This window comes from Sporosarcina sp. FSL K6-3457 (assembly GCF_038007285.1).
Classification (GTDB): domain Bacteria; phylum Bacillota; class Bacilli; order Bacillales_A; family Planococcaceae; genus Sporosarcina.
The window spans coordinates 3,306,865-3,332,135 of the sequence record NZ_JBBOWX010000001.1; the positions used below are offsets into that span (position 1 = coordinate 3,306,865).

Consider the following 25,271-nt stretch of genomic DNA (forward strand, 5'->3'; position numbering starts at 1 on the left):
CCTGCCTTTCTTAACCTACGAGTTCAACAATCTTTTTAGCACCGTCTGCCATTGTATCAGCAGCAATGATGTTCAAGCCTGATTCTTTCAATAGTGCTTTACCTTTGTCGACGTTTGTACCTTCCAAACGAACAACTAATGGCACTTGAAGACCTACTTCTTTTGATGCAGTGATAACACCTTCAGCGATAACGTCACACTTCATGATACCACCGAAAATGTTAACAAAGATTCCTTTAACATTTGGATCTGAAAGGATGATTTTGAATGCTTCTGTCACTTTTTCAGCTGTTGCACTACCACCAACGTCAAGGAAGTTAGCAGGTGAACCACCGAAGTAGTTGATTGTATCCATTGTAGCCATTGCAAGACCCGCACCGTTAACCATACAACCGACGCTACCGTCTAGTGAAATATAGCTTAGGTCATGCTTTGATGCTTCGATTTCTTTTGGATCCTCTTCATCGAAGTCACGAAGTTCTTGGATGTCTTTGTGACGGTAAAGTGCGCTGTCATCAAAGTTAAATTTCGCATCAAGTGCAAGTACGTCGTCTCCACCTGTTACAACTAACGGGTTAATTTCAACGATAGATGCATCTTTTTCAACGAATACTTGATACAATCCAAGCATGAATTTTGCTGCTTTGTTCACAAGATGCGAAGGAATATTCATGTTGAATGCCATGCGGCGTGCTTGGAATCCAGTCAATCCTACTACTGGGTCAATGACTTCTTTGAAAATCTTTTCAGGTGTTGCTTCTGCAACCTCCTCGATGTCCATTCCGCCTTCTTCAGAACCCATTAGTGTGACACGGCTTGTACCACTGTCCAGGACAAGTCCAAGATAGTATTCTTTCTTAATGTCAGAACCTTCTTCGATAAGAAGACGTTTCACTTCTTTACCTTCCGGACCTGTTTGGTGCGTTACAAGCGTTTTACCGATCAATTCTTTTGCATAAGCACGCACTTCGTCAAGATTTTTAGCAATCTTAACGCCGCCCGCTTTACCACGACCACCCGCGTGGATTTGTGCTTTGACAACGATGACGTCCGTACCTAGCTCTTTTGCCGCTTTAACTGCCTCTTCAGGAGAGAAAGCAACAAGGCCGTTAGAAACAGCTACACCATATTCTCTTAGTAACTGTTTACCTTGATATTCATGGATATTCATCTTACATCCTCCAATCGAACTTGTATCTCATAATTTACTTGCCTTAACCATTGTAGTAAACATGTCAAACAATGTCCACAACTGAATGTCGAATCTGGCGATTTGTTGCATAATGTCAAAGATTTTTTTTCTTTTTCAATCCATGCTCGCGATCTACTTGGTAAATGTATGCAAAAACCTCAGATACTGCTTTATATAACTCTTCTGGTATGGATTCATTGATATTCAATTGCCCTAAAATTTCGACAAGACTTGGGTCTTCCTGAATCGGTATAGCATGCGCTTTTGCTTTTTCTACAATATTTTCGGCGATTTTCCCTTTTCCAGTCGCTACTACTTTCGGTGCACTGGCCGAATTCGGGTCATAAGAAAGTGCAACCGCCTCTTTTCGGACGTGCCTCTCCATGGTCATATCCGGAAATCAACTCCTTGTCCATCAGCCGCTATATTCTGTTTCTTTTTCGACAAATTCTTTTCTTCTTCGACAAAGTTCTTGAAAAAGACAGCCGATAGTTTGTAGCCCGCTTCATCTAGTCCTTCTTTCAACTTCTGCTGAAGAGGGGCCCCTACTGTTTTGAGCGTCTCATCGGCATTAAAAATCGTCACCGTAATGACCCGGTTCTGAACCTGCATATCAATGACCGTCTTTTCAATGGATCCAAGATCAAGATAAAACAGAATTCGTGCGAAATCGGGGTCAATTTTCCCATCTTCTTTCATGCGGCCATTCCACTCCAATGTCGCATCGATGCGCTTGCCGAAAAACTCCAGTGGCACTTGCATAACAAGCTGGTGCTGAACGCCATTTTCTCCCGATTGGAGAAGAGGTCCATTCATCCTCATGACAACAGTTTCTGCCGCTTCTCGCAATGCTGGTGATACGGTCAGGTCCTGCATTAATGCTAACAACTGTGGCTTTAACGTTTCCGCAAGACGCCCAACATCAGCATCTTTCCCAAGGAGGCTCGCCTCATAATTGAGACCAAATGACCGGATAACCGTTTGTAATGCCTCTTTTACCGCTTTACCATCGACTGCCGAGGCAACTGCTGCTTCAGCTATTTGTAATGCTTTTTGGATGGCAACATTGTCGGAACGTTCCGCTGCTTGGACAAGTGGCGCTAACTTTTCAGTCCCTTGCTGCGGCAATTGCTGGCCAAGTAACGTGAGTAATTGTTCTTTAGCACCTTGGGACATCGTATCCATACGAAGCGGTGCAGTAACTACGTTCTCAGCTGTTACACGAATGAGCGCCTGACTGAATTCTTGGACTAACTTTGTCGCTGTGTCAGCAGCTGGAAGCGAGCCCATAGGTCGATCAAGAATGGCCATGAGTTCGGATTTCTGCACTGCGTTCATTGTTGGTTCCGCCGCAAGAATTACTTTTAAGGCCTCAATCGGGGCTTTTATTTGCGTTGGAGACATATTGCTCATCTGTTTTAGCACAGCTGTCATTTCTTGCATGGGCTGCGGAAGCACCTGTGGTGTTTGGATACTCACCTTATTTGCCTGAACATCCACTGGAACTTGAGGCCCGCCACTATTATTTGTCAACAAGGAGGTCAGCACTTGCTGCAAATTAGCAAGCGAAGTTTGGGGCGGTAAGATTCCTGCACTCTTCAACATTTGCAATGTAGAAAATCGAGTTTCTGGGCTCTCCGCACTATTGAGTAGCGTCAATAACGATTGACCAAGAAGTGCCCCCCCAGTCGCCTGCATCAATGGTTTAGCCATCTTATCAAGCGCAGCTAGGATAGCATCTTTCCCTTGTAAGGAAGCAGTCGAGTCTGCCAGCAATGCCGTTTTGAGCGATGTCAGAACGGTGTGTAACCCCTCTTTCGTTTCAACACCTAAGAGTGAACGGAAAACTGTTTCGGTTAAAGGTAATTTCAGTTCAACCATCTTTTGGATGGAAGCAAGCGCCTCATTCTGAGCGGCGGCTGGCACACCTTTTAGCATAGCTTCTGCTGCGAGCAAGTTCTCCCTAGTCATCGGAATTTTATTTTTCATGACAAATGCAAGTAGGGCTTGCATTTCCGGTGTCTTAGGCAATTGCATCGCGTCCATAAGGCCACCTAATTTAGGAGCTTGCCCTTCAGCCGTCTGCGTAGGCCCCGATATGATTTTCAATTGTAGTTCCGGCTCCACTGCCTTCACTTGAAAGTAATAAGAATCGCCGGCTTTCATGGGAACTTCCAGTTTAGCGATTAGCTTTTGGTTACCAATTTGAACTTCCGCCATTTGTCCCGGGAAAAGTTGCTTAATCTGCCCGTGGAACATCTGCCCTTCATTCATAACTAGTGGTTTAGTTTGGGCGGCAGCTGTCGTTACCGGATTCGTTATAGGCGTCATCGTTGGAAAGCTCATTGCCTCGTCCTCCCTTCTGCTATCATTGACTTAACTGGTTCAAAGGTTGTACGGTGGTGTTCGCACGGCCCATATATTTGTAAGGCTTTAACATGTTCTGCAGTTCCATAACCTGCGTTTTTTTCAAAATGATATTCAGGAAAATCAGTATGTAGCTGGTCCATAATCGCATCTCTTGTAGTTTTTGCGATAATGGAGGCAGCCGCGACTGCTAAACTCTTTGCGTCGCCTTTGATAACTGATTCTGTCGGATAATCTATGCGAAGTGCCATCGCATCCACAATGACAAAGTCCGGACGTACAGCAAGTGCTTTTACCGCCTGTTCCATGGACTCCCTTGTCGCTGCGTAAATATTCAATTCATCAATGCGACGGGCTGATTGGATATGTGTCGAATAGGCAATTGCGACGTTGCGGATTAGTGCAGCAAGCCGTCGCCGTTCCGCCTTTGAGATAGTCTTCGAATCATCAAGTCCAACTAATTCCGGCACTTCCTTCGGCAACACAACGACAGCGGTTACTACAGGACCCGCTAACGGGCCTCTCCCCGCCTCATCGACCCCAGCGACCTTAGCTCCCTGAAACGGCGCAAACGACTCGTCAAACGCTATTTTAGCCACATGCTCTTGCATAATCATTTCTTTTTTGTGATATTGGCGTTGCCATCGAGCCAATGCATTTTTTACGCCAGCCCTCGAATCATGCGCGAGTTCCTCTATCCACGGTGCAGGCTCTTCCGCCGTCCGTAACATTTCCACAATCTCTTTAATTGTTAGCAGTGTGCTCACCTTCCGCAACTCGATTTCCTGTTACTCTACTACATATATCGGCTATTCACAGCTTGTTTCTACCCATATATTCAGGATAATAAGAAAAGCCGATACCCTCGGAAAAAATCCGTATCGGCATCGACTTAGTCATTTTGAAGTTGTTCGGCTGTGAAGTCAAATGTCAGTTTACCAAGGTATTCGTTACGTATATCACGAACGATTAACTCCGCCACTTTATCGTACTCGACTTCTCCGCCAGTTGTGTATACCTTGCGTAGTGAACCGATTTGATTGAAAACTTGCAGAATATCGTCGCCAACCGTTGTTAAACCATATCTTTCCGACAATCGGCTCGGATAATGTGCTTCAAGAAAACGCAGCCCATAAACAGCTAGGTCCTCCATGTTGACGATGGAATCTTTAATAGCACCGGTCAACGCTAGTTTATAGCCCGCTTCTTTGTCTTCAAATTTCGGCCATAGAATCCCCGGCGTATCAAGCAACTCAAGTTCTTTTTCAAACTTGATCCACTGCTGAGCTCTAGTGACACCCGGCGTGTTTCCTGTCCTAGCAATATTTTTCTTGGCAAGTCGGTTAATCAGCGTAGATTTTCCGACATTCGGGATCCCGACAATCATTGCGCGGATTGCACCTGGACGAATGCCCCTACTGCGCATTCTTTCTAGCTTCGGTTCTAAAATCTCTTTTGCAGCCTTAATGACCGTCTGAAGACCTTTTCCTTCAAATGAATTAATGGCGACGGCACGATCACCTTGTGCTTCAAAATAGTGAATCCAACGCGCAGTTTCCGTTTCATCAGCGAGGTCCATTTTATTCAAAATAAGCAGCCTTGGTTTTTGATGGATAACCTCGTCAATCATTGGATTCCTAGATGACAATGGAAGCCTAGCGTCAATCAATTCAAAAACGATATCTACCAACTTCAATTGTTCAGTTACTTCTCGGCGCGCTTTCGCCATATGTCCTGGAAACCATTGAATCGTCATTGATGAACACCTCTCTTATTTAACGATACCGAAATCTTCGATTGGCCAAAATACAATGCTCGTATTGCCGATGATTTCATCGATTGCTACAGCTCCAATATGTCTGGAGTCTTTACTTCTTCTTCTATTATCCCCAAGAACAAATACATGACCTTCTGGGACCGTTGTACGTTGAATTTTCTCTTCAAGTGTGAAATCTTCCGTTAATGGACCGTCTGCAACCTCTGCCTTGTTTTGATCAAGATAAGGCTCTTCGAACGATTCCCCGTTAATATACAAAACGTCATCCTTGTACTCGACTGTATCGCCAGGAAGCCCAATGACTCGTTTGATATAGTCCTTCTCTTCAGGCGCATGGAATACCACGATATCAAAGCGATCCGGTTTACCGATTGTATAGCCGATTTTGTTCACAATCATCCGGTCACCATTTTCAAGCGTCGGCATCATGGACTCTCCGTCAACGACAATCGGTGTAAATAAGAATACACGAATAATTGCTGCGAGCCCGAACGCGATTAACAGCGCCTTCATCCATTCCCATGTTTCGTTTTTCTTCTTCTCTTCATTCATCGTCAAAGCCTCCCGCATACTTCTGTCCTTATTGTACAGTCTATTCATTTTTGAGGCAAAAAGAAAGGAGGCCGTTTTGTTGGCCTCCTACAATCTTTGTTTTATCGAAGTTCTTTGATACGTGCAGCTTTTCCGCGTAGACTGCGAAGGTAGTACAATTTCGCACGACGTACTTTACCACGACGAACCACTTCAAGTAGTGTAATTTTTGGTGTGTGTACAGGGAATGTACGTTCAACGCCAACACCGTTTGAGATTTTACGAACTGTGAAAGTTTCACTGATTCCGCCACCACGACGTTTGATAACAACGCCTTCAAATAGCTGGATACGCTCACGCGTTCCCTCAACGATTTTTACGTGCAAACGAACTGTGTCTCCCGCACGGAATGATGGATGATCTGCACGAAGCTGATCTTTTGTAATGTCTGCAATAAGTTGTTGCATATTTTTTCTCTCCTTCTCCACAGACGCTCATGCACTCTTGCCTTTGCAGCGGAACATCAGTCAATATGTACTCCCCATAGAAGTACATAGTAAATAATAGCACAAAGGACGAGTCGGTGCAAGACACGACGTTTATTTTTGTTGATGATTTAATTGCTTCAGTAATTTGCGTTGATGGTCGGTCAGCGGCGCATCCTTGAGCAAGTCCTTTCGACGTTCAAATGTCCGAAGTAGGGATTGCTCTTCACGCCATTGATCAATTTTCCCATGGTTGCCGGATAATAATATCTCGGGCACTTCTAGGCCGTTGAAACTAGCCGGTCTTGTATATTGCGGATGTTCGAGCAATCCAGTTGAAAACGAATCGAGCACAGGCGAGTCGGCATTGCCCAGTACGTTCGGCAACAATCGGACGACACTGTCTATGACAGCCATCGCAGCGATTTCTCCACCTGTTAGAACAAAATCACCAATCGATACTTCATCCGTTACAAGGTGTTGGCGTATCCGCTCATCATAGCCCTCGTAGTGACCACAAATGAAGATGACATGCTCTTCAGTTGCTAGCTCTTCTGCTTTTTTCTGCGTAAATCGTTCTCCTTGTGGACACATGAGGACAACACGCGGCGGGTTTTCAAGCCCCTCAGATAATGCTTCCACTGCGGCAAAGAGCGGTTCTGGCTTGAGCACCATCCCCGCGCCACCACCATACGGATAATCATCGACTTTATGGTGTTTGTCCGTGGAATAATCGCGGAAATCGGTCACTGCAAAGGATACCGCGTCATTGGTTTGCGCTTTTTTCATGATGGATGAATGAAGGACCCCTTCAAACATTTCTGGAAACAATGACAGGACATCGATTTTCATCATGACAATAGACCTTCCATTGGATCGATAACGATTTTTTTATTGTCAACATCAATTTCTAGAACGATGTCTTCGATATATGGAATGTAATGAGGCTTGCCTTTTTCCGGTGTCACCGTCCATACATCATTCGCACCCGTTTCAAGAATCTCCGTCACTTTACCAATGTCGATACCTTCTGTTGTAAAGACTGTACAACCAACGATTTCATGGTAGTAAAATTCGTTTTCATCCAGTTCACCTAAGTCATTTTCTGATATTTTGAAAACACCGTCACGGTACTTTTCAACATCATTGACATTAAAGTGATTTTCAAACGTTAGCAAATCAAAGTTTTTATGTTGACGATGACTAGCCACAACTAAGTAAATAGGCGTTTTACTGTTTGGCATGAATAGAGCAAGCTTGTTACCAACTGTGTAGCGTTCTTCTGGGAAATGCGTGCGAGAAATGACACGAACTTCTCCACGAATACCATGTGTATTGACGATTGTCCCTACGTTAAACCATTGCATACGTACACCGTCCTTTATTTTTAGAGTAATTGCTCATATATATTGATATGAAGAATCTTATCGATAACGCTCGGCGCTTAGCTCGTATGTCTGGCTTATATAATTGCTTGAACAAAAAAGGAAAGGAACATAGGCTCCTTCCCTTTTCATATCAATCTATAATATCGATATAGACTTTTTTGCCGTGGTGACTGCCTGCTGCTGAATAAACAATAGTGCGTATCGCTTTCGCCACACGCCCCTGCTTGCCGATTACTTTTCCCATATCTTCAGGATTTACGGCAAGTTTGTAGATGACACGATTATCGTGCTCATCCATTGCAACCCGGACATCCCCGGGATAATCGACTAACGGTTTGACAATTGTTTCAATCAGCTGCTTCATGTGCACCCCTCCTGATTACTTACCGTGTTTAGCGTTATGGAATTTCTCCATGATACCTTGGTCAGAAAACAGATTACGAACTGTATCAGATGGTTTCGCACCATTCTGAAGCCATTTAAGCGCTAGTTCTTCGTTGATTTTTACTTCCGCTGGTTTTGTAAGCGGGTTGTAAGTACCAACTGTTTCGATTTGACGACCATCACGTGGTGAACGTGAATCTGCTACAACAATACGATAGAAAGGAGTTTTCTTTGCTCCCATACGTTTAAGACGAATTTTTACTGACATTTTTACTTGCACCTCCGAATAGTTTCACACAAGATAGTATATTATCAAGCTTTTTGATGTTTGTAAAGTGTTTTTTCTTAACACCTTGAAATTCTTTTTAAAAACAGGGTTTTTGGAGCGATTTTATCAATTACGCCTTGGCGTAATTGCGTCCAGACTTTTTTCCAGCGAGCTCGAAAATCTCCCCTAAAAAGTCTGTGACATCCGCCCGAGGCTTTAAATGAATTCAGCAGGGTTTGAGCACTGCTGAATTCATTTAAATAAAGAGTCGAATCCAGGCATTTTATTTTTCTTTTTACCTTTTTGCATGCCTGTCATTTGTTTCATCATTTTCTTCATATCTTCGAATTGTTTGAGCAGTCGGTTGACATCTTGAATTGTCGTCCCAGATCCTTTGGCAATTCGCTTGCGCCGATTTGCGTTGATGATTTCAGGGGTATTACGCTCTGCTGTTGTCATAGACTGAATAACTGCTTCGACACGTCCCATCTGACCTTCATCGACTTTGGCATTTTCGAGCCCTTTGATTTTATTGGCGCCCGGCATCATTTTCAATAACTCGTCGATCGGACCCATTTTCTTCACTTGCTGAAGCTGATCAAGGAAATCGTCGAGCGTAAATGATTGCGTTTTAAACTTTTGCTCAAGTTCTTTCGCTTTTTCTTCATCCACATTCTCTTGTGCTTTTTCGATGAGTGACATGACGTCGCCCATACCAAGAATTCTGGATGCCATGCGCTCTGGGTGAAATGGTTCAAGCGCATCCATTTTTTCGCCCATCCCGACAAATTTAATAGGCTTTTCAGTCACTGAGCGTATAGAAAGTGCCGCACCACCACGCGTGTCTCCGTCCAATTTCGTGAGGACAACACCTGTGATGCCTATTGTCTCATTGAAGCTTTGTGCGACGTTGACAGCATCCTGCCCTGTCATTGCATCGACCACAAGGAACACTTCTTCCGGCTTACTGAGATCCCGGATATCTTGTAGTTCTTGCATCAGCACTTCATCGACATGAAGGCGCCCAGCCGTGTCAATGATGACAACGTCATGGTGTTCCTTTTCTGCCTCAGCAAGCGCCTGGCGAACGATTTCAACAGGAGATATATCCGTCCCGAGTGCAAAGACTGGCATCGTTAGTTGCTTGCCAAGTGTTTCCAACTGCTGAATCGCAGCTGGCCTGTAAACGTCCGCTGCCACAAGCAGTGGATTTTTGTTGTGACGCTTCCGAAGAACCGTTGCCAGTTTCCCAGTTGTTGTCGTCTTCCCTGCCCCTTGTAAGCCGACCATCATAATGACCGTTGGCGATTTCCTCGCAAACTGAATAGGGTTTTGTTCTCCACCCATCAAATTCGTCAGTTCATCTTTAACGATTTTGACGACTTGCTGGCCTGGTGTCAGACTTTTCATGACATCTTGACCGACAGCACGTTCACTTACTGTTTTAACAAATGATTTGACAACTTTTAAATTGACGTCCGCTTCAATGAGTGCAAAGCGCACTTCACGCATCATTTCTTTGACGTCCGCCTCGCTGATTTTACCTTTGCCCGTTATTTTCTGTAGCGTCCCTTGCAGGCGCTGGGCTAAACCTTCAAATGCCATGCACAGAGCCTCCTCTACTCATGATCTTTTAGTTCAATCAACAACCCTCTAACGATTGTTGATTGTTCGTCCGTATCAGTGATGAGCTGTTCTAGACGGTCAACAATTTCTAACCGCTTTTGAAATTTCGAAAACAAATTCAACTTCATTTCATAGTCTTCGAGCATCGCTTCCGTTCTACGAACATTATCATAGACAGCTTGTCGTGATACGCCGTATTCCCCTGCAATCTCGCCGAGCGAAAGGTCTTCCAAGTAATACAATTGCATATACAGTCTCTGTTTATCCGTCAAAAGCGACTGATAAAAATCAAAGAGGAAGTTAATGCGTGTTGTTTTTGCAAGCACGATAGGTCTTGCCTCCTCCGCTTGTTTCTTCCTATGTCATCATAGTATGACGCCTGTAGACTGTCAAGCTAAATTACTTGTCTGATTCATCCTGCTGCTGTTCCTGTTCCTGTTCCAATTCCAAGCCATCCGCAAATAGGCCATAGACATACTTTTCCGGATCGAACGGCTGTAAATCATCTACTCCTTCGCCAAGACCGACGAATTTCACTGGGATATTCAATTTGTGACGGATTGCAAGGACAATACCACCCTTTGCCGTTCCATCAAGCTTCGTCAATACAATACCTGTAACATTTGTCGCTTCTTTAAATGTCTGGGCTTGGACTAATGCATTTTGACCTGTTGTCGCATCAAGCGCAAGAAGTACTTCATGCGGTGCACCTTCTACTTCTTTACTAATGACCCGATGCACTTTTTCCAATTCATTCATCAAGTTGACTTTGTTTTGAAGCCTACCTGCCGTGTCACAAATCAAGACGTCAACGTTACGATTTTTTGCAGCGCGAATCGCATCGTACATGACTGCTGCCGGATCGGATCCTTCCGATTGGCGAATCACTTCAACACCGGCTCGTTCTCCCCACACAACAAGCTGATCGATAGCTCCAGCCCGGAATGTGTCACCAGCTGCCAGCATAACCGTCTTACCTTCTGCCATTAGTCGGGCAGCCAATTTACCGATGGTAGTCGTCTTGCCGACACCATTCACCCCAACCATTAACACCACAGTCAAGCCATCTGCTTGAATATTTAAATTGCTATCAATCTCTTCTCCAGCTTGATAAATTTCAACCAATTTTTCTGAAATGACCGATTGAATACCTGCTGTATCTTTAATATTTTTCCGTTGTACTTCGAGCTTTAGTTGGTCAATCAACTCCATTACCGTTTCAAAGCCAACATCCGCTTGTAACAGTAATTCTTCTAATTCCTCAAAAAACTCCTCATCGATTTCACGGAAACGTGCAACAAGATCATTTACTTTAGAGGTAAATGTATCACGTGTTTTCGCTAAACCATCCTTAAACTTCTCTGTTACTGCCTCATTTGTACCTGTGATTTTCTCTTTTAATTTCTTGAAAAATGACATCTTCACTCGCTCCCTTACATAATAGCCTCTTCCGGCACCTCGGATAGTTTGACCGAAATAAGTCTAGAAACACCTGATTCCTGCATCGTGATACCATACAGTACATCGGCTCCCTCCATCGTCCCTTTACGGTGTGTGATGACGATGAATTGTGTTTTTTCTGAGGATTTCTTCAAGTATTTACTATAGCGTATAACATTCGCTTCATCGAGCGCCGCCTCGACTTCATCAAGAATACAAAACGGCACAGGCCGGACTTCGATAATCGAGAATAGTAAAGCAATCGCCGTCAATGAACGTTCGCCACCTGACAACAAGCTCAAATTCTGCAATTTCTTCCCGGGTGGACGCGCGACGATTTCTACACCTGTTTCCAACAGATTATTCGGTTGTGTGAGGATTAAATCTGCATCCCCACCTCCAAACATTTCTTTAAACACTTGACGGAAACGGCTTTGAACAGCGTTAAATGTCGTTGAGAAACGCATTGTCATTTCCGTATCCATTTCAGACATTGCCTCGTGGAGCGTATTTTTCGCTTCAATTAAATCATTGCGTTGCTCATTTAAGAACGTATGCCGCTCAGACACTTCAGTAAACTCTTCGATAGAACCGGGATTGACCGGGCCTAAAGCTGCTAGTTGGCGTTTCAAATCCTCAACTTTCACCCTTGTTTGCTGCTCATCAAAATCGGCAGAGACGCTGTCATTCGGATGCAATCCGTAGTCATCCAAAAGACGTTGTGTCACCGCCTCGTATTTCACTTCAAGCCGTGAAATAACTACAGACAATGCATTCAACGTAGAAATCACTTCACCTAAACTCTCTCTAAGCTGCCGCAGTAACGTGCCCTTTCCTTCAAGCTGAATAGAAAGTTCCGAACGGGTTTCTCTGCTCTTCATAATCGCTGTTTCAATGAAATCTTTTTCAGCAGACGCTTTGTCGATTTGGACAACAATCTCTTCTGCTGTTAACTCTCGACCCTCTTCACTTCCTGCGAAAAATTGCAATTGATCCCGCAATGAAATCAGTTTATGTTCCACTTGGCCAGCTGCACGTTCCATCTCATCAATCGATAATTGTTGATGCACCTTTTGCTCACGTAAAACAGCCGCTTGCTCCCGCAATTCATTATAGCGACTTGTCAATGTGGCTTCTTCGTTTCTCCAATTGGAAGCAAGGCGTTCGAGTGTTGCCACCTCTGACTGAATCGTATCCAACTTCGTTTTCACCTGTGCATGATTTTCTAATAACTTCGCTTTCTTATCCAATAATTCAGAGCCTGTATGTTCAGCACCACGTCTTCCTAAATCAGTGGATGCAATATCTGCTTCAACGGACTGAATGGCAATTTCAGACTCACGAATACTTGATTCAGTTGTTGCAATATCGATTTGTAAACTATCTGTTATTTTTCGCAGTCGATCTGCTTCATGTAGCTTTTTTGCCACATCCATTTTCGTATCGCCGATGGTCGTTGTAGCAGATTGGATGGATTCAGCCATCCGAACAAGTTGCGTTTGCAATGTTTCCAACTCTGCTTTTCGTGTAAAAACAGAAGCCTGCCCTTTCACACCGCCCCCCGTTAATGAACCACCTGCGTTCACTATATCGCCATCAATCGTTACAACACGGAATCGATAACCTAACGCTTTCGCAATCGCTGACGCACCTGCAAGTGTTTTAGCCACTATTGTATTGCCGAGTAAGTTTTCAGTAATGATTGTATAAGCTGCATCTGCTTGCACAAGACGATCCGCAGTGCCAATAAATTCCGGATGTTGCTCCACCGCACGCAGTGACGATGGCTGAATCTTCCGCGACTTCATGACATCTCTTGGTAAAAACGTCGCTCTTCCGGCATTCTTGGCCTTTAAATAAGCAATCGCCTTTCTTGCTTCCAGCTCAGTCGCTGTGACGATATGTTGCATGGCACCACCAAGTGCTGTTTCCACCGCTTTAATATAGTCTTTATCGACGGAAATTAGTTCCGCTACCGCTCCATCAATCCCTACTAATTTACCGGACTTCTTTGCAACAAGCACTTCTTTTACGCCTGAATAAAAACCAGAAAAATCCGCTTCCATACTTTCAAGCGCATGCACTCTACCACGCATCTCATGTTGCTTATTGAGCGCTTTTTGCACAAGTTCCTGTTGCGCATGAAGATCAGCTTCTGTTTTCCGTAATAGCTTGGTTAATTCACGATAAGCCACATCAGCTTCCTTCAATTCCCGCTTCAACGCAGCTAACGCAGCTGCCTTTCCAGCCTTTTCTTTCGTGAGCTCTTGAAATTTCTCCTTCAGAATAGACGTCTGCTGCGAAATTTTCTCGGATGAAGTTCTTTCTCCTTCAAGCCGCTCCCCGATATGCTTCAAGTCATTCCGGATGGTCGCTTCTTCATTGAGCAGATCAATATAAGTCGATTTCAACTCTTCAATTTGTTGTTCTGTCTCTTTGACGGAGCGTTTCAAAATTTGAGAAATACCATCCATTTCGACAGTTGTTTTGCCATATTCGGTTTCTGACAAAGCTATTTTCTCACGAGCTATTGTCAATTTTTCCGACAATGACAATTTTTCCTTGTCAGTTGCGACAAGTTCCAGTTGGATTCTCTCCAGCTGTTGGTCACTGTTACGACGTTTTTCTAATGATAAAAGACGTCTTCCTTCCCACTTCTCTGCCTCGGCACTTGCCTCAACGAGTTGTTTTTGTAAGCCATCCAACTGTTCGTCAATCAATGTAAGCTGTTGAGTCAAAGTAGCAGTCGCTTCTTCCGCTGTGCCTATATCAGCTTCAAGCCGCCCTCTATCCTGTTCGAACTTGGCAACATCCCCTGATTTAACGACGATGCCATCTCGAAGGTTTTGTGCATCGTAGTTGAGTAAGTAGACGTCTGCTTCACGCGTTTCTTCCGATAACACTTGATGCTTCTTAGCCGCTTCTGCACTTTCCCGTAACGGGCCAATTCTCGAATCAAGCTCCTTCAAAATATCAAGGATACGATCGAGATTATCTTCCGTTTCAAACAGTTTATGCTCCGCCTTCTTTTTTCTTGTTTTATACTTGAGCACTCCAGCAGCCTCATCAAAAATACTACGACGATCTTCCGGCCGACTATTTAAAACTTCATCGACACGCCCTTGTGAAATGATGGAGAATGCTTCTTTTCCTATTCCCGAATCCATAAAGACATCATTGATATCTTTTAATCGGCATTGCTGACCGTTGAGCAAATAAGCACTTTCCCCTGAACGAAATACGCGTCTGCTGACACTTATTTCTGTATAATCCAGCGGAAATAATCCTTTGCTATTATCCAAAATAAGTGTCACTTCCGCAAAGTTCAGCGATTTCCGTGAATCACTACCTGCGAATATAACATCTTCCATTTTCGCACCACGGAGTGATTTAGCAGACTGCTCGCCAAGTACCCAACGGATAGCATCTATAATATTACTTTTCCCACTGCCGTTTGGACCGACAACTGCTGTTACACCTGGAACAAAATCGACGCCAACCCGCTCGGCAAACGATTTAAATCCCATGATTTCAAGTCTTTTCAGAAACACAATCAGCTCTCCCCTTCGGCCTGTCGACTCTTAAGTTCTTGAATCGCATGACGGGCTGCTTCTTGTTCCGCTTCTTTTTTCGATTTGCCAAGACCCGTTCCAAGCTCTGTCTCACCGAGGCGAACGACAGTCACGAATTTTTTAGCGTGAGCAGGACCCTTCTCCTCGATGATTTCATACTGAAGCTGACCATTATTTTTCTGCTGAACGATTTCTTGTAGACGACTTTTATAATCCATCACATGCGAAAAAGCACCGAGACTGATTTTAGGAAAGACAACCTTTTCAAGAAACGGGACGACAGCTTCCATTCCCTGATCTATGTACAACGCACCGATAAACGCTTCAAATACGTCTGCTAGAAGAGCTGGGCGCATCCGTCCCCCTGTTTGTTCCTCACCTTTTCCTAGGAGAATATAGTCACCAAAATTAAGCTCACTAGAAAACTTAACAAGAGAAGGTTCGCATACAATCGCAGCCCTCAATTTCGTCAGCTCTCCTTCACTCATACCAGGCTCTGTCGAATAAAGGAACCGTGACACGCCAAGTTCTAGTACTGCATCTCCTAAAAATTCAAGCCTTTCGTTATCAGTGAAATTTTTTCTCCGATGCTCATTCACATAAGATGAATGCGTGAACGCATTGTATAATAGCGCATGATTAATAAAATGAATATCCAGTCTTTTTTGTAGCTCATCAAATTTATTGCGTATTGCGATTGGAAGTGTTGCCGTTGTAGTTCTACCATTATTTCGTCTACTGTTCATAAGCGATTCTGCCTTTCAAAACATAATGATTTAATTTTACCCTTTTCGGTGCCTTTGTGCAAAAAAGATTCGAAAAAAATGATAAAGAGACTCCTTCACCCTTTGTAAAAAGGACGAAAAAGTCTCAATCGGAATGACTATTAGTTGATTTTCGATTCGATATACGAAACTGTGTCTCCTACAGTCGTTACCTTTTCAGCATCATCATCAGAAATTTCCATTTCGAATTCATCTTCTAATTCCATAACCAATTCTACGACGTCTAGTGAATCTGCGCCTAGATCATCACGGAAAGAAGCTTCTAATTTAACTTCACTTTCGTCGACACCGAGGCGATCGACGATTACTTTCGTTACACGTTCAAGTACTGTTGACAAATTTGTCACCTCCCTTCAAATGAAATGCGTAGGCGGCCTGGTAGATGCGACAGGCGCTGGAGGGCTTGAAGATAAAGGCGTTCTTTGCCTTTATCAGCAAGACCGAAGCGACCCGAGCATCTGGCCGCCGAAGCTAGACACCGCAAATGCACAAGCACCTTACTTACATTACCATTCCACCATCAACATGGATAGTCTGTCCTGTAATATAAGCAGCGTCATCTGATAATAAAAACATAACTGTCTTCGCTACGTCTGCTGGACTGCCTAACTTACCGAGTGGTATGGCCGATAGCATTTGACTTTTCACTTCTTCATTCAACGCATCTGTCATATCTGTCGTGATAAAACCAGGAGCTACTGCATTGACATTAATATTACGTGAAGCAAGCTCTTTGGCCGCCGTTTTCGTAAAGCCAATGACCCCTGCTTTCGCTGCAACATAGTTCGCCTGGCCTGGATTCCCCGAGACACCAACGATCGATGCAACGTTGACAATTTTACCAGCACGCTGTCTCATCATTTGGCGTGTGACACCTTTCGTGCAGAGGAACACACCTTTTAAGTTGATGTTAATGACATCGTCCCACTCATCGTCTTTCATCCGCATAAGCAGATTATCTTTTGTAATCCCTGCATTGTTCACAAGGATATCAATGGAGCCAAAGGTTTCAAGCGTTTGATCAATCATTGCCTTTACGCTGTCCGCATTGGAAACATCTGCTTGGATAGCAAACGCCTCTCCACCAGACGCTGTGATTGCTTGAACGACCTCATCGGCCTTGTCCTTACTCCCACTATAGTTAACCGCAACGCGTGCGCCTTCTTGCGCAAGCAACAATGCGATTTCACGACCAATTCCGCGTGACGCGCCTGTAACTATGGCTGCTTTCCCTGCAAATTTCCCCATTACGACCACCCTTTCGAAGCTTCGATGACAGCTTGTAACGTTTCTTCATCATACACCGGCAGTATTGTAGCACTACGATCTATTTTCTTTACGAGCCCGCTCAATACTTTACCCGGGCCACATTCGATGAAATGCGTGACGCCCAGTTCAAGCAATGCCCGAACAGAATCTTCCCAAAGTACAGGTGAATACAGTTGTTCAACGAGCAGGCCTTTGATGACATTCGAATCGGTGACTGCTGATGCATTCACATTCGCAATGACTGGAATCGTTGCATCTGTCATCGTCACTTTATCCAACGCAGCACGTAACTTCTCTGCCGCTGGCTGCATAAGTGATGAATGGAATGGCCCGCTAACATCGAGTGGAATGGCTCTTTTCGCGCCCACTTCTTTCAGCTGAACGCAAGCCCTTTCGACGCCTGCCTTTGTGCCAGAAATGACAATTTGCCCCGGACAATTCAAGTTAGCCGGTTGAACGGCAAAGCCCTCAGCTGTAATCGCATCCGTCACTTCTTTCAGCTTGTCACCATCAAGCCCAAGAATTGCAGCCATTGCCCCTTCACCTGCTGGAACTGCTTCATTCATAAATAATCCACGCTGATGAACGACAGAGACACCATCTTCAAACGACAGTACCCCCGAAGCAACTAACGCTGTATACTCTCCTAGACTGTGACCGGCCGTATAATCTGGTGTAATACCAGCGTCTACTAATCTTTCCGCAATCATCGAGCCAACCGTCAGCAAAGCAGGTTGCGCGTTATAAGTAAGCGTCAATTCATCTTGTGGGCCTTCTGTAATCAATTGACTCAGTTGAAAATCAAGGACATGGTCTGCTTGTTCTAAAAATTGTTGACTGCTGTCATAGGTTGCTGCTAATTCTTTCCCCATCCCTACTATTTGTGAGCCTTGCCCCGGGAAAATGAATGCCACTTTCGTCATTGAATGTCCACCTTTCCTACTGTTTCACGAATTGTTCCACAAACATCATACTGCGCCATCGTTCTTGCTTGTCGGATTGCATTCAAGATAGCATTGGCATTAGATGATCCATGTGCTTTAATGACAGGCGAATTTAAGCCAAACAAGCCTGCTCCACCATACTCTGTATAATCCATTTTATTTTTCAAGCTACGTAAATCATTTTTTACAAGTGCCGCAGATAATTTCGTTTTCAATGAAGCACCATATACTTCTTTTAACATCGAAAAGAAAGCACCCGCAGTCCCTTCGATGGTCTTTAACACAACATTACCTGTAAAACCATCCGTTACCACGACATCTGCTACACCAGTCAATAAGTCACGTGCCTCCACATTACCGATAAAGTTGATTGGTGCTTCTGACAAAATAGCAAACGCAGCTTTCGTCAGTTCATTACCTTTGCCCTCTTCGGTTCCAATATTGAGCAAGCCGACACGCGGATTATTGATGCTCCGTACTTTTTCAGCGTAAATGCTGCCCATCACCGCATATTGCCCAAGCTGTGACGGTTTCGCATCTGCATTTGCACCAAGGTCTAACATGACAAAGCCTTTGCCATCAACCGTCGGAAGCGTAGGTGCAAGAGCCGGGCGCTCAATACCATCAATCCGCCCTACGATGAACAAACCCGCCGCCATCAGCGCGCCTGTATTACCTGCCGACACACATGCTGCCGCTTCCCCGTCCTTAACCGCTTGCGCCATTCTCACCATAGATGCGTCTTTTTTCCGACGGATCGCTCGAACTGGTTCGTCATCCGCTTCAATTTTCTCCGTACAGTGAATCACCTTTAGACGCTCATGTTGCTGTAAAAATGGTGACATAGCCTGCTCATCACCATAAATATGTATATGTATATCATCAAATGCAGCGAGACTTTCCAATGCACCTGCGATCATTTCACCCGGTGCATGATCTCCGCCCATTCCATCTAGCGCTATAATCATATGGTTTCTACCTGCTTCCTATCTGTCGTCCGGAACATATAAAACTCACCCGTAAACACGGTTTCATCGCCAACCGTTGAAACAACTTCAACAAGTGTTCTTTTTTCTACTAAGCTTTCTTTCTTCACTTCAGCACGCGCGACAACCCTCTCCCCTGCTTTCACAGGCTTCAAGAAGTTAATCGTCGATTTCACCGTCAACGCCAAATCATCATCCATAACTGCAACTGCGAGTGAATTAGCTTGGGCAAAAAGATGATGTCCACGCGTGATACCATTCCGTTGAAAAACATGATCTGTCGTTACATCAAAAATGGATAAAGCTCTTTTATCAAGTTCAATATCAATAATATCTCCAATAACCTCATCAGAATGAAGCGACTTCACTTCTTCCTTCATCGTGCGTGTGGCGACGGTTTTTAACCGTTCCCTTAGTTCAGGTATGCCACCTTCCAAACGATCCAATCGAATTGTTTGCACACTCACGGTAAAATGTTCCGCCAATTCTCCATCTGTTAAAAATGGATTTCCCTCAAGCAACAATCCAAGCTGTTGTTGCCGTTCCTTTTTAGGCATTCTCAATCGTTTCACCTTCCGGATTAGCACTTGGTACTAATAGTAGTATATAAAGATGGAAAAGAGAATGCAAGTATAGAAATGCGGAGACGCTTTGGATACTGTTAAAGGGGAATAAAACGGACTTTTGAACAGGTCAAAAGTCCTGATTCGCCAATAAGTGGCCGCTAAGCGCCAATAACTGACCAATAAACGCCAATATCAGACTGAACACCGCCAATAACCGACGACAAACGCCAATAAAACAGCCCCAAGCGCCAATATCGTATCGTCTAGTCTAATCTCTCCATACTCAACGCTCCCGATTGCTCCAGTTGCGACTTCAGAATGGCATACTCGGGATCTTCCCAGAAATGATTGGATACCAACAGTTGCTCCGCATCTTTTCTCGCAGTTTCAAGTGCCCTATAATCGTGGACAGGATCGGCCACTTTAAATTCAGGCATACCACTTTGCTTTCTACCAAAGAAATCGCCCGCTCCTCTTAATTCTAAATCCTTTTCCGCTAAGACAAAACCATCATTCGTTTCGGTCATGATCTGCATCCGTTCTTTGCCCTCTTCTGTTTTCGGATCAGCTAGTAGGACACAATACGACTGATCTGCCCCACGGCCCACACGCCCCCTCAATTGATGGAGCTGGGCAAGTCCAAATCTTGTCGCATCATAAATGAGCATAAACGTCGCATTCGGTACGTTCACACCGACTTCTACGACGGTTGTCGACACAAGGATATTGATGTCCCCGTCACTAAATTCTCGCATAATCGCATCTTTATCGTCCGCATGAAGACGCCCATGCATGAGTCCCACTTTGTATTTTCCGGTAAAATGAGTGGACAACTGACCGTGGACATCTACTGCATTTTGAACATCCAGCTTATCGGACTCCTCAATCAATGGACAAATGACATACGCCTGACGTCCCGCACTCAGCTCTTTTTCCATTTTGCGTAAAACGGGTAGTAGCGAATCTTCCTTTAACCAATGCGTCTCAATTTTCTTCCGCCCAGCAGGCAATTCATCCAAAATCGACACATCCATTTCACCAAATGCAGTGATGGCAAGCGTTCGCGGAATCGGGGTCGCTGTCATGAATAAGACGTCTGGATTTAATCCTTTATCTCGTAATATACGCCGTTGTTCGACACCGAAACGATGCTGCTCATCCGTGATAACTAAGCCGGGATTGCTAAAAATGACATCCGGTTGGATCAGTGCATGCGTACCAATTAGCAAATCAATTTCACCTAGTTCTAGCTGTTCAAGCAAAGCCCTTCTTGCCTTTGCTTTTGTAGAGCCTGCTAAAAATGCAACTGTTACACCATGGGGCTCTAACCATTCCGCCAATGAAGTCGCATGCTGCTCAGCTAGGATTTCCGTCGGCGCCATCAGCGCTCCTTGGAAACCTGCCGTGATGGCCGCATATAAAGCAATGGCTGCAACAACGGTCTTCCCTGATCCAACATCCCCTTGCAACAGACGATTCATCCGAGTTGGACTTTTCAATTCTGCACATAATTCATTCACAACTCGCTTTTGGGCACTGGTCAGCTCAAATGGCAAGCTAGTGATAAAGGCTTTCACCTTGGTAAGATCATAGTCGACGGCAACGCCTTGTTCTGCTTCTTTTCGTGCTTTTTTCATGCCAAGCATTTTCAATTGAAACATAAGTAGTTCCTCGTAGACAAAGCGTCTTCTCGCATGCTTAACATCCCCGGGACTGGTTGGAAAATGAATCATTTCAAGCGCCTGTCCAATTCCAGGCAAACGATAAGCCTCACGAACGTCCACCGGGAGTGATTCTTCATGCTGCCCAACAACCGCATCCAACGCGTTTCGCATAAAACGACGAAACGTCTTTTGATGCATAACACCTTTCAAACTATACACCGGTTCAAAATCAGCTTGTTCTGTCTTTGGTCCATCTTTAAAGTTGCTAACATTAATAACTTGTCTACCACGGTCCCATTTCCCTGTGACCGTCACTATCATGCCAGGCGCTAGACGATCCTTTAAATAATGTTGATTGAAAAAGACCGCCTTCACAAGATGCCGGCCGGCAAGAAGACGGATTTGCAGGCGGGATCTGCTTTTCCCTAAAAAAAGAACGGAAGGCTCACTTTCGACCCTTCCTTCAATCGTCACCCGTTCGTTATGTGGTGTTTCAGTCAGATCTGTCAATCTAAAATCCTCATGACGATACGGGAACGTCATGACAAAGTCGTAAATCGTGGAAATCCCGAGCGCTTCCAGTTGTTCACCCGTCGATTTCCCAACTCCTTTTATCGTCGTGACAGCATCATATATTGACGATGTCACTGTCTGTCTTGTCCTTACCGAAGATTTTAGCTTCCAACGCTTTGCCTGTCGGCGTTGCTGCCAGTCCACCTTTTGCTGTTTCCCGTAGTGCAGAAGGCATGGATTGACCAATTTTATGCATTGCTTCAATGACTTCATCCGTTGGAATACGGCTAACCACACCCGCAAGCGCCATATCCGCTCCAACAAGCGCTTTAGCTGCTCCCATCGCATTACGTTTCACACATGGCACTTCCACAAGTCCGGCAACCGGGTCGCAAACAAGACCTAGCATGTTTTTCATGACAATCGAAAATGCTTCAGCACTTTGTTGAGGTGTCCCTCCCGCCATTTCCACAATAGCAGCTGCTGCCATTGAACCTGCTGATCCCGTTTCAGCCTGACAGCCACCTGCTGCACCTGAAATCGATGCGTTATTCGCGACGACAAAACCGAAAGCGCCGGACGTAAAGAGGTAGTTAATCATTTGCTCACGTGTTGGATTCAATTTATTTTTCACAGCAAACAATGTTCCTGGCACAATGCCCGCAGCACCAGCAGTTGGTGTTGCACAAATTGTTCCCATCGCCGCATTCACCTCATTCGTGGCGACTGCTTTGCTAACTGCATCCAACAGCAAATCGCCGGACAAACCTTTGCCTGTTGCTATATAGTTTTGAAGAAGAACGGCATCGCCACCCGTTAAGCCCGATGTCGATTGAACACCTTGAAGGCCTCTGTCGATGGCGTTTTCCATAACCGTCAAATTGTTATCCATCTGTGCGATAATATCTTCCCGCGTGCGTTTCGTAATAAGCATTTCTTGTTCAATCATAATTTCTGAAATAGGCTTCTGCTGTGACTCCGCAAGCGCTACAAGCTCTTTAACCGAACCAAATAAAATTTCCATATATGTTTTCCCTCCTCAATTCGCTAACGTTGAAACTTGTGTGACGTGAGATAATGATTGCAACTCATGAAGCAATGTATCGTCAATCACCTGATCGACTTCGATGACCATGAGTGCCATTTCCCCTTTTTCTTTCCGACCGACTTCCATATGCGCAATATTCATGCCCTGCTTCGCAATCACGTTGGAAACGCTTGCAATAACACCCGAACGGTCATCGTGAACAACAAGAAGTGCTGGATAATGTCCTGATAATCGTAGCGGGAAGCCGTTTAAATCGACCACTTCCATCGTTCCTCCGCCAATTGAAATACCCGTCAGCTCCATTGTACCTTCGCTATCCCCAATCACAAGTCTTGCTGTATTCGGATGATCCGCTTCTTCCTCTTCAGCTATAAATTCAAATGTCATCCCCAATTGTGCAGCTTCTTCAAATGCCGTTTTAATACGTTCGTCAAATGTGTCGTAATCTAACAATCCCCCAATAATTGCTACATCCGTCCCATGACCTTTATACGTTTGTGCAAATGAACCATACAAATGGATTCTTGCCCATTCAGGCTGACGACCGAAAAGTGTACGCGCGACACGACCAATTCTTGCTGCACCGGCAGTATGTGAAGAGGATGGACCAATCATGACCGGTCCAATAATTTCAAAAACGGATCTAAATTTCATTGTATATATCCCCTTTAAATTGAAGTAGTACCTTCATTCATTTTACATGAATAAATGGTTTAAAACAAAAGATGTTGTATTTCGATAATATCACTAAAGAAGCAGTACACCTCAAATACGGTGCACTGCTTCTTTAAACATTATTCAACTGAAATGATATATGGATATAACGGTTGTTTCCCATCATACAATTCAACTTCTGTGTGACTAAAGTTATTCTCCACATAGTTTACAATGGAAGAGGCATCCTCTTTACTGACATCTTCACCATATAAAATTGTGACGATTTCATCGTCTTCATCAACTAAAGATGTTAGAAGGGCCTTCATTGCTTCGTCAAGTGAAGGTGTCGAGATAATAATTTTCCCGCCTGAGATACCCATGAAATCATCTTTTTTAATATCCACACCATCAATGGATGTATCGCGTACAGCATGTGTAACTTGTCCCGTTTTTACGAATGATGCCGCTTCCTTCATGGCACTTGCATTTGCGGACACTTCAGCTTCAGGATTGAACGCTAGAATAGCCGCTAGTCCTTCTGGAACTGTCTTCGTCGGAACAACTGCTGCTTCGATACCAATTACTTCAGCTGCTTGTTCAGCTGCCATGATGATATTTTTATTGTTCGGTAAAATGAGGACACGTTCAGCACCGACTTCCTTAATCGCCTGAACGATATCTTCCGTCGATGGATTCATCGTTTGTCCACCCTCAATAACAGCAGACGCACCAACACTTCTCAATAGGTCAGCAATACCCGCTCCCATTGCAACTGTGACAACTGCATAAGGATGTTTAACTGCTTCTTTTTGCACCGCGTTTTGTGTCGAATAATTCTCCCCGACGATTTCCATATGTTGTTCACGCATATTTTCAATTTTAATCTTGATTAGCGAACCGAATTGTTGCCCATAATTCAATGCGTCGCCCGGTTCTTCTGTGTGAATATGTACTTTGGCAACTTCTTCATCGGAAATGACAAGTAACGAATCACCATATTGGCTTAGGCCTTGTCGGAAATCAGATTCGTCATATGGATTCGTTGCTAATTTATCGGCCTCAAACTTTACCATAAATTCCGTACAATAGCCGAACTCAATATCTTCCGTATTCATAAATCCTTGAACGCTACGGTGATGCTCAGCATTCACTAAATCATCCATCGAGCTAGCGATGGTTCTTTCTGGTAACTCTTCACCTTTTAAGCATGCTAAAAAACCCTCGTATACATAAACGAGACCTTGACCGCCACTATCTACGACGCCTACTTCTTTTAAAACTGCCAATAAATCCGGTGTCCGCTCAAGCGAAGCTTTTGATTCTTCGACAATCGCTTCCATTACTGTGATGATATCATCCGTTGTTGCAGCTTTTTCCACACCAACATTTGCAGCATCTTTGGCAACCGTTAGAATTGTTCCTTCAACTGGCTTCATCACCGCTTTATAAGCTGTTTCCACACCATATTTCAAAGCAGCTGCAAATTTCTCACCATCGACTGTCGATTCATTTTCAACAGATTTTCCAAAACCACGGAATAATTGTGACAAAATAACGCCTGAATTACCACGCGCGCCCATAAGCAAACCTTTCGACAATGCATGCGCAGTCTGACCTAGGTGGGCAACGGCGTTTTCTTCCGTTTCTTTAGCTCCTGATGACATGGACAAATTCATATTTGTACCCGTATCACCGTCTGGCACTGGGAAAACGTTAAGCGAATCAACATAGTCAGCATTTTGATAGAGATGGTGAGCACCCATCTTGATCATTTCTGCAAACTTTAAACCATCTATGGACTTCATTAAA

General features: G+C 44.3%; 24 protein-coding genes and 1 pseudogene. All 25 read right to left on the bottom strand.

The features are described 5' to 3' along the window. Positions 1 to 10 precede the first annotated feature (10 nt). A complete protein-coding gene (gene sucC / locus N1I80_RS16285; RefSeq protein WP_340738894.1) occupies positions 11 to 1,171 on the bottom strand; it encodes an ADP-forming succinate--CoA ligase subunit beta in 1,161 nt (386 codons plus the stop codon). A 115-nt stretch (positions 1,172 to 1,286) separates the two neighbouring features. Continuing rightward, a complete protein-coding gene (locus N1I80_RS16290; protein WP_340738895.1) occupies positions 1,287 to 1,583 on the bottom strand; it encodes an EscU/YscU/HrcU family type III secretion system export apparatus switch protein in 297 nt (98 codons plus the stop codon). Further along, positions 1,580 to 3,538 carry a hypothetical protein gene (locus N1I80_RS16295; RefSeq protein ID WP_340738896.1) on the bottom strand — a complete coding sequence of 653 codons (1,959 nt, stop codon included), beginning with the start codon at positions 3,536 to 3,538 and terminating at the stop codon, positions 1,580 to 1,582. Before N1I80_RS16295 ends, N1I80_RS16290 begins: the two co-directional genes overlap by 4 nt. Further along, positions 3,535 to 4,326: a ribonuclease HII gene (locus N1I80_RS16300; RefSeq protein ID WP_340738897.1), complete on the bottom strand. Its 792-nt coding sequence runs from the start codon at positions 4,324 to 4,326 to the stop codon at positions 3,535 to 3,537. The genes N1I80_RS16295 and N1I80_RS16300 overlap by 4 nt, the downstream gene beginning before the upstream one ends. A gap of 125 nt (positions 4,327 to 4,451) precedes the next feature. Beyond that, positions 4,452 to 5,315: a ribosome biogenesis GTPase YlqF gene (gene ylqF / locus N1I80_RS16305; RefSeq protein ID WP_340738898.1), complete on the bottom strand. Its 864-nt coding sequence runs from the start codon at positions 5,313 to 5,315 to the stop codon at positions 4,452 to 4,454. Between the two features lie 15 nt (positions 5,316 to 5,330). Further along, the gene (gene lepB, locus N1I80_RS16310) at positions 5,331 to 5,888 is read right to left on the bottom strand and encodes a signal peptidase I (protein ID WP_340738899.1); all 558 of its coding nucleotides are present in this window, start codon (positions 5,886 to 5,888) and stop codon (positions 5,331 to 5,333) included. Positions 5,889 to 5,989: 101 nt separating this feature from the next. Continuing rightward, positions 5,990 to 6,334 (bottom strand): 50S ribosomal protein L19, encoded by a 345-nt coding sequence (gene rplS, locus N1I80_RS16315; protein ID WP_340738900.1) that lies wholly within the window; start codon positions 6,332 to 6,334, stop codon positions 5,990 to 5,992. A 132-nt stretch (positions 6,335 to 6,466) separates the two neighbouring features. Continuing rightward, complete coding sequence (trmD, locus tag N1I80_RS16320) at positions 6,467 to 7,204, bottom strand: tRNA (guanosine(37)-N1)-methyltransferase TrmD (RefSeq protein WP_340740072.1); 738 nt, start codon at positions 7,202 to 7,204, stop codon at positions 6,467 to 6,469. Continuing rightward, positions 7,204 to 7,719, bottom strand: a complete 516-nt coding sequence (gene rimM, locus N1I80_RS16325; RefSeq protein ID WP_340738901.1) for a ribosome maturation factor RimM — start codon at positions 7,717 to 7,719, stop codon at positions 7,204 to 7,206. Before rimM ends, trmD begins: the two co-directional genes overlap by 1 nt. A 151-nt stretch (positions 7,720 to 7,870) precedes the next feature. After that, entirely contained in the window at positions 7,871 to 8,104 is a 234-nt protein-coding gene (locus N1I80_RS16330; protein WP_340738902.1) for a KH domain-containing protein, read from the bottom strand. 15 nt (positions 8,105 to 8,119) lie between these two features. Next, positions 8,120 to 8,392 (bottom strand): 30S ribosomal protein S16, encoded by a 273-nt coding sequence (gene rpsP, locus N1I80_RS16335; protein ID WP_203246201.1) that lies wholly within the window; start codon positions 8,390 to 8,392, stop codon positions 8,120 to 8,122. A 252-nt stretch (positions 8,393 to 8,644) separates the two neighbouring features. Then, positions 8,645 to 9,997, bottom strand: coding sequence for a signal recognition particle protein (gene ffh / locus N1I80_RS16340; protein ID WP_340738903.1), 1,353 nt, complete (start codon positions 9,995 to 9,997; stop codon positions 8,645 to 8,647). Between the two features lie 14 nt (positions 9,998 to 10,011). Further along, positions 10,012 to 10,344 (bottom strand): putative DNA-binding protein, encoded by a 333-nt coding sequence (locus tag N1I80_RS16345; RefSeq protein ID WP_340738904.1) that lies wholly within the window; start codon positions 10,342 to 10,344, stop codon positions 10,012 to 10,014. A gap of 73 nt (positions 10,345 to 10,417) precedes the next feature. After that, positions 10,418 to 11,437, bottom strand: coding sequence for a signal recognition particle-docking protein FtsY (ftsY, locus tag N1I80_RS16350; RefSeq protein WP_340738905.1), 1,020 nt, complete (start codon positions 11,435 to 11,437; stop codon positions 10,418 to 10,420). A gap of 14 nt (positions 11,438 to 11,451) precedes the next feature. Then, complete coding sequence (smc, locus tag N1I80_RS16355; protein ID WP_340738906.1) at positions 11,452 to 15,009, bottom strand: chromosome segregation protein SMC; 3,558 nt, start codon at positions 15,007 to 15,009, stop codon at positions 11,452 to 11,454. A gap of 2 nt (positions 15,010 to 15,011) precedes the next feature. After that, positions 15,012 to 15,776, bottom strand: coding sequence for a ribonuclease III (rnc, locus tag N1I80_RS16360; RefSeq protein WP_340738907.1), 765 nt, complete (start codon positions 15,774 to 15,776; stop codon positions 15,012 to 15,014). 140 nt (positions 15,777 to 15,916) lie between these two features. Further along, the gene (locus N1I80_RS16365) at positions 15,917 to 16,153 is read right to left on the bottom strand and encodes an acyl carrier protein (protein WP_203246195.1); all 237 of its coding nucleotides are present in this window, start codon (positions 16,151 to 16,153) and stop codon (positions 15,917 to 15,919) included. Positions 16,154 to 16,316: 163 nt separating this feature from the next. Beyond that, positions 16,317 to 17,063 carry a 3-oxoacyl-[acyl-carrier-protein] reductase gene (gene fabG / locus N1I80_RS16370; RefSeq protein WP_340738908.1) on the bottom strand — a complete coding sequence of 249 codons (747 nt, stop codon included), beginning with the start codon at positions 17,061 to 17,063 and terminating at the stop codon, positions 16,317 to 16,319. Continuing rightward, entirely contained in the window at positions 17,063 to 18,007 is a 945-nt protein-coding gene (fabD, locus tag N1I80_RS16375) for an ACP S-malonyltransferase (protein WP_340738909.1), read from the bottom strand. Before fabD ends, fabG begins: the two co-directional genes overlap by 1 nt. Continuing rightward, positions 18,004 to 18,996, bottom strand: coding sequence for a phosphate acyltransferase PlsX (gene plsX, locus N1I80_RS16380; protein WP_340738910.1), 993 nt, complete (start codon positions 18,994 to 18,996; stop codon positions 18,004 to 18,006). Before plsX ends, fabD begins: the two co-directional genes overlap by 4 nt. Further along, positions 18,993 to 19,577, bottom strand: a complete 585-nt coding sequence (gene fapR / locus N1I80_RS16385; RefSeq protein WP_340738911.1) for a transcription factor FapR — start codon at positions 19,575 to 19,577, stop codon at positions 18,993 to 18,995. The genes plsX and fapR overlap by 4 nt, the downstream gene beginning before the upstream one ends. A 266-nt stretch (positions 19,578 to 19,843) precedes the next feature. Next, positions 19,844 to 21,928 (bottom strand): annotated as a pseudogene (gene recG / locus N1I80_RS16390) (ATP-dependent DNA helicase RecG); the annotation flags it as partial. Then, positions 21,873 to 22,781 carry an L-serine ammonia-lyase, iron-sulfur-dependent, subunit alpha gene (gene sdaAA, locus N1I80_RS16395; protein ID WP_340738912.1) on the bottom strand — a complete coding sequence of 303 codons (909 nt, stop codon included), beginning with the start codon at positions 22,779 to 22,781 and terminating at the stop codon, positions 21,873 to 21,875. The gene sdaAA and the pseudogene recG, both read right to left, overlap by 56 nt. A 15-nt stretch (positions 22,782 to 22,796) precedes the next feature. After that, positions 22,797 to 23,459, bottom strand: coding sequence for an L-serine ammonia-lyase, iron-sulfur-dependent subunit beta (gene sdaAB, locus N1I80_RS16400; RefSeq protein WP_340738913.1), 663 nt, complete (start codon positions 23,457 to 23,459; stop codon positions 22,797 to 22,799). A 140-nt stretch (positions 23,460 to 23,599) separates the two neighbouring features. Beyond that, the gene (locus N1I80_RS16405; RefSeq protein WP_340738914.1) at positions 23,600 to 25,267 is read right to left on the bottom strand and encodes a DAK2 domain-containing protein; all 1,668 of its coding nucleotides are present in this window, start codon (positions 25,265 to 25,267) and stop codon (positions 23,600 to 23,602) included. Positions 25,268 to 25,271 lie beyond the last annotated feature (4 nt).

Coding starts and splice junctions, on each gene's coding strand:
- sucC (WP_340738894.1), bottom strand. CDS start 1,171: ATGAATATCCATGAATATCAAGGTAAACAGTTACTAAGAGAATATGGT.
- N1I80_RS16290 (WP_340738895.1), bottom strand. CDS start 1,583: ATGACCATGGAGAGGCACGTCCGAAAAGAGGCGGTTGCACTTTCTTAT.
- N1I80_RS16295 (WP_340738896.1), bottom strand. CDS start 3,538: ATGAGCTTTCCAACGATGACGCCTATAACGAATCCGGTAACGACAGCT.
- ylqF (WP_340738898.1), bottom strand. CDS start 5,315: ATGACGATTCAATGGTTTCCAGGACATATGGCGAAAGCGCGCCGAGAA.
- lepB (WP_340738899.1), bottom strand. CDS start 5,888: ATGAATGAAGAGAAGAAGAAAAACGAAACATGGGAATGGATGAAGGCG.
- rplS (WP_340738900.1), bottom strand. CDS start 6,334: ATGCAACAACTTATTGCAGACATTACAAAAGATCAGCTTCGTGCAGAT.
- trmD (WP_340740072.1), bottom strand. CDS start 7,204: ATGAAAATCGATGTCCTGTCATTGTTTCCAGAAATGTTTGAAGGGGTC.
- rimM (WP_340738901.1), bottom strand. CDS start 7,719: ATGCAATGGTTTAACGTAGGGACAATCGTCAATACACATGGTATTCGT.
- N1I80_RS16330 (WP_340738902.1), bottom strand. CDS start 8,104: ATGAAGCAGCTGATTGAAACAATTGTCAAACCGTTAGTCGATTATCCC.
- rpsP (WP_203246201.1), bottom strand. CDS start 8,392: ATGTCAGTAAAAATTCGTCTTAAACGTATGGGAGCAAAGAAAACTCCT.
- ffh (WP_340738903.1), bottom strand. CDS start 9,997: ATGGCATTTGAAGGTTTAGCCCAGCGCCTGCAAGGGACGCTACAGAAA.
- ftsY (WP_340738905.1), bottom strand. CDS start 11,437: ATGTCATTTTTCAAGAAATTAAAAGAGAAAATCACAGGTACAAATGAG.
- rnc (WP_340738907.1), bottom strand. CDS start 15,776: ATGAACAGTAGACGAAATAATGGTAGAACTACAACGGCAACACTTCCA.
- fabG (WP_340738908.1), bottom strand. CDS start 17,063: ATGGGGAAATTTGCAGGGAAAGCAGCCATAGTTACAGGCGCGTCACGC.
- fabD (WP_340738909.1), bottom strand. CDS start 18,007: ATGACGAAAGTGGCATTCATTTTCCCGGGGCAAGGCTCACAAATAGTA.
- plsX (WP_340738910.1), bottom strand. CDS start 18,996: ATGATTATAGCGCTAGATGGAATGGGCGGAGATCATGCACCGGGTGAA.
- sdaAA (WP_340738912.1), bottom strand. CDS start 22,781: ATGGAAATTTTATTTGGTTCGGTTAAAGAGCTTGTAGCGCTTGCGGAG.
- sdaAB (WP_340738913.1), bottom strand. CDS start 23,459: ATGAAATTTAGATCCGTTTTTGAAATTATTGGACCGGTCATGATTGGT.
- N1I80_RS16405 (WP_340738914.1), bottom strand. CDS start 25,267: ATGAAGTCCATAGATGGTTTAAAGTTTGCAGAAATGATCAAGATGGGT.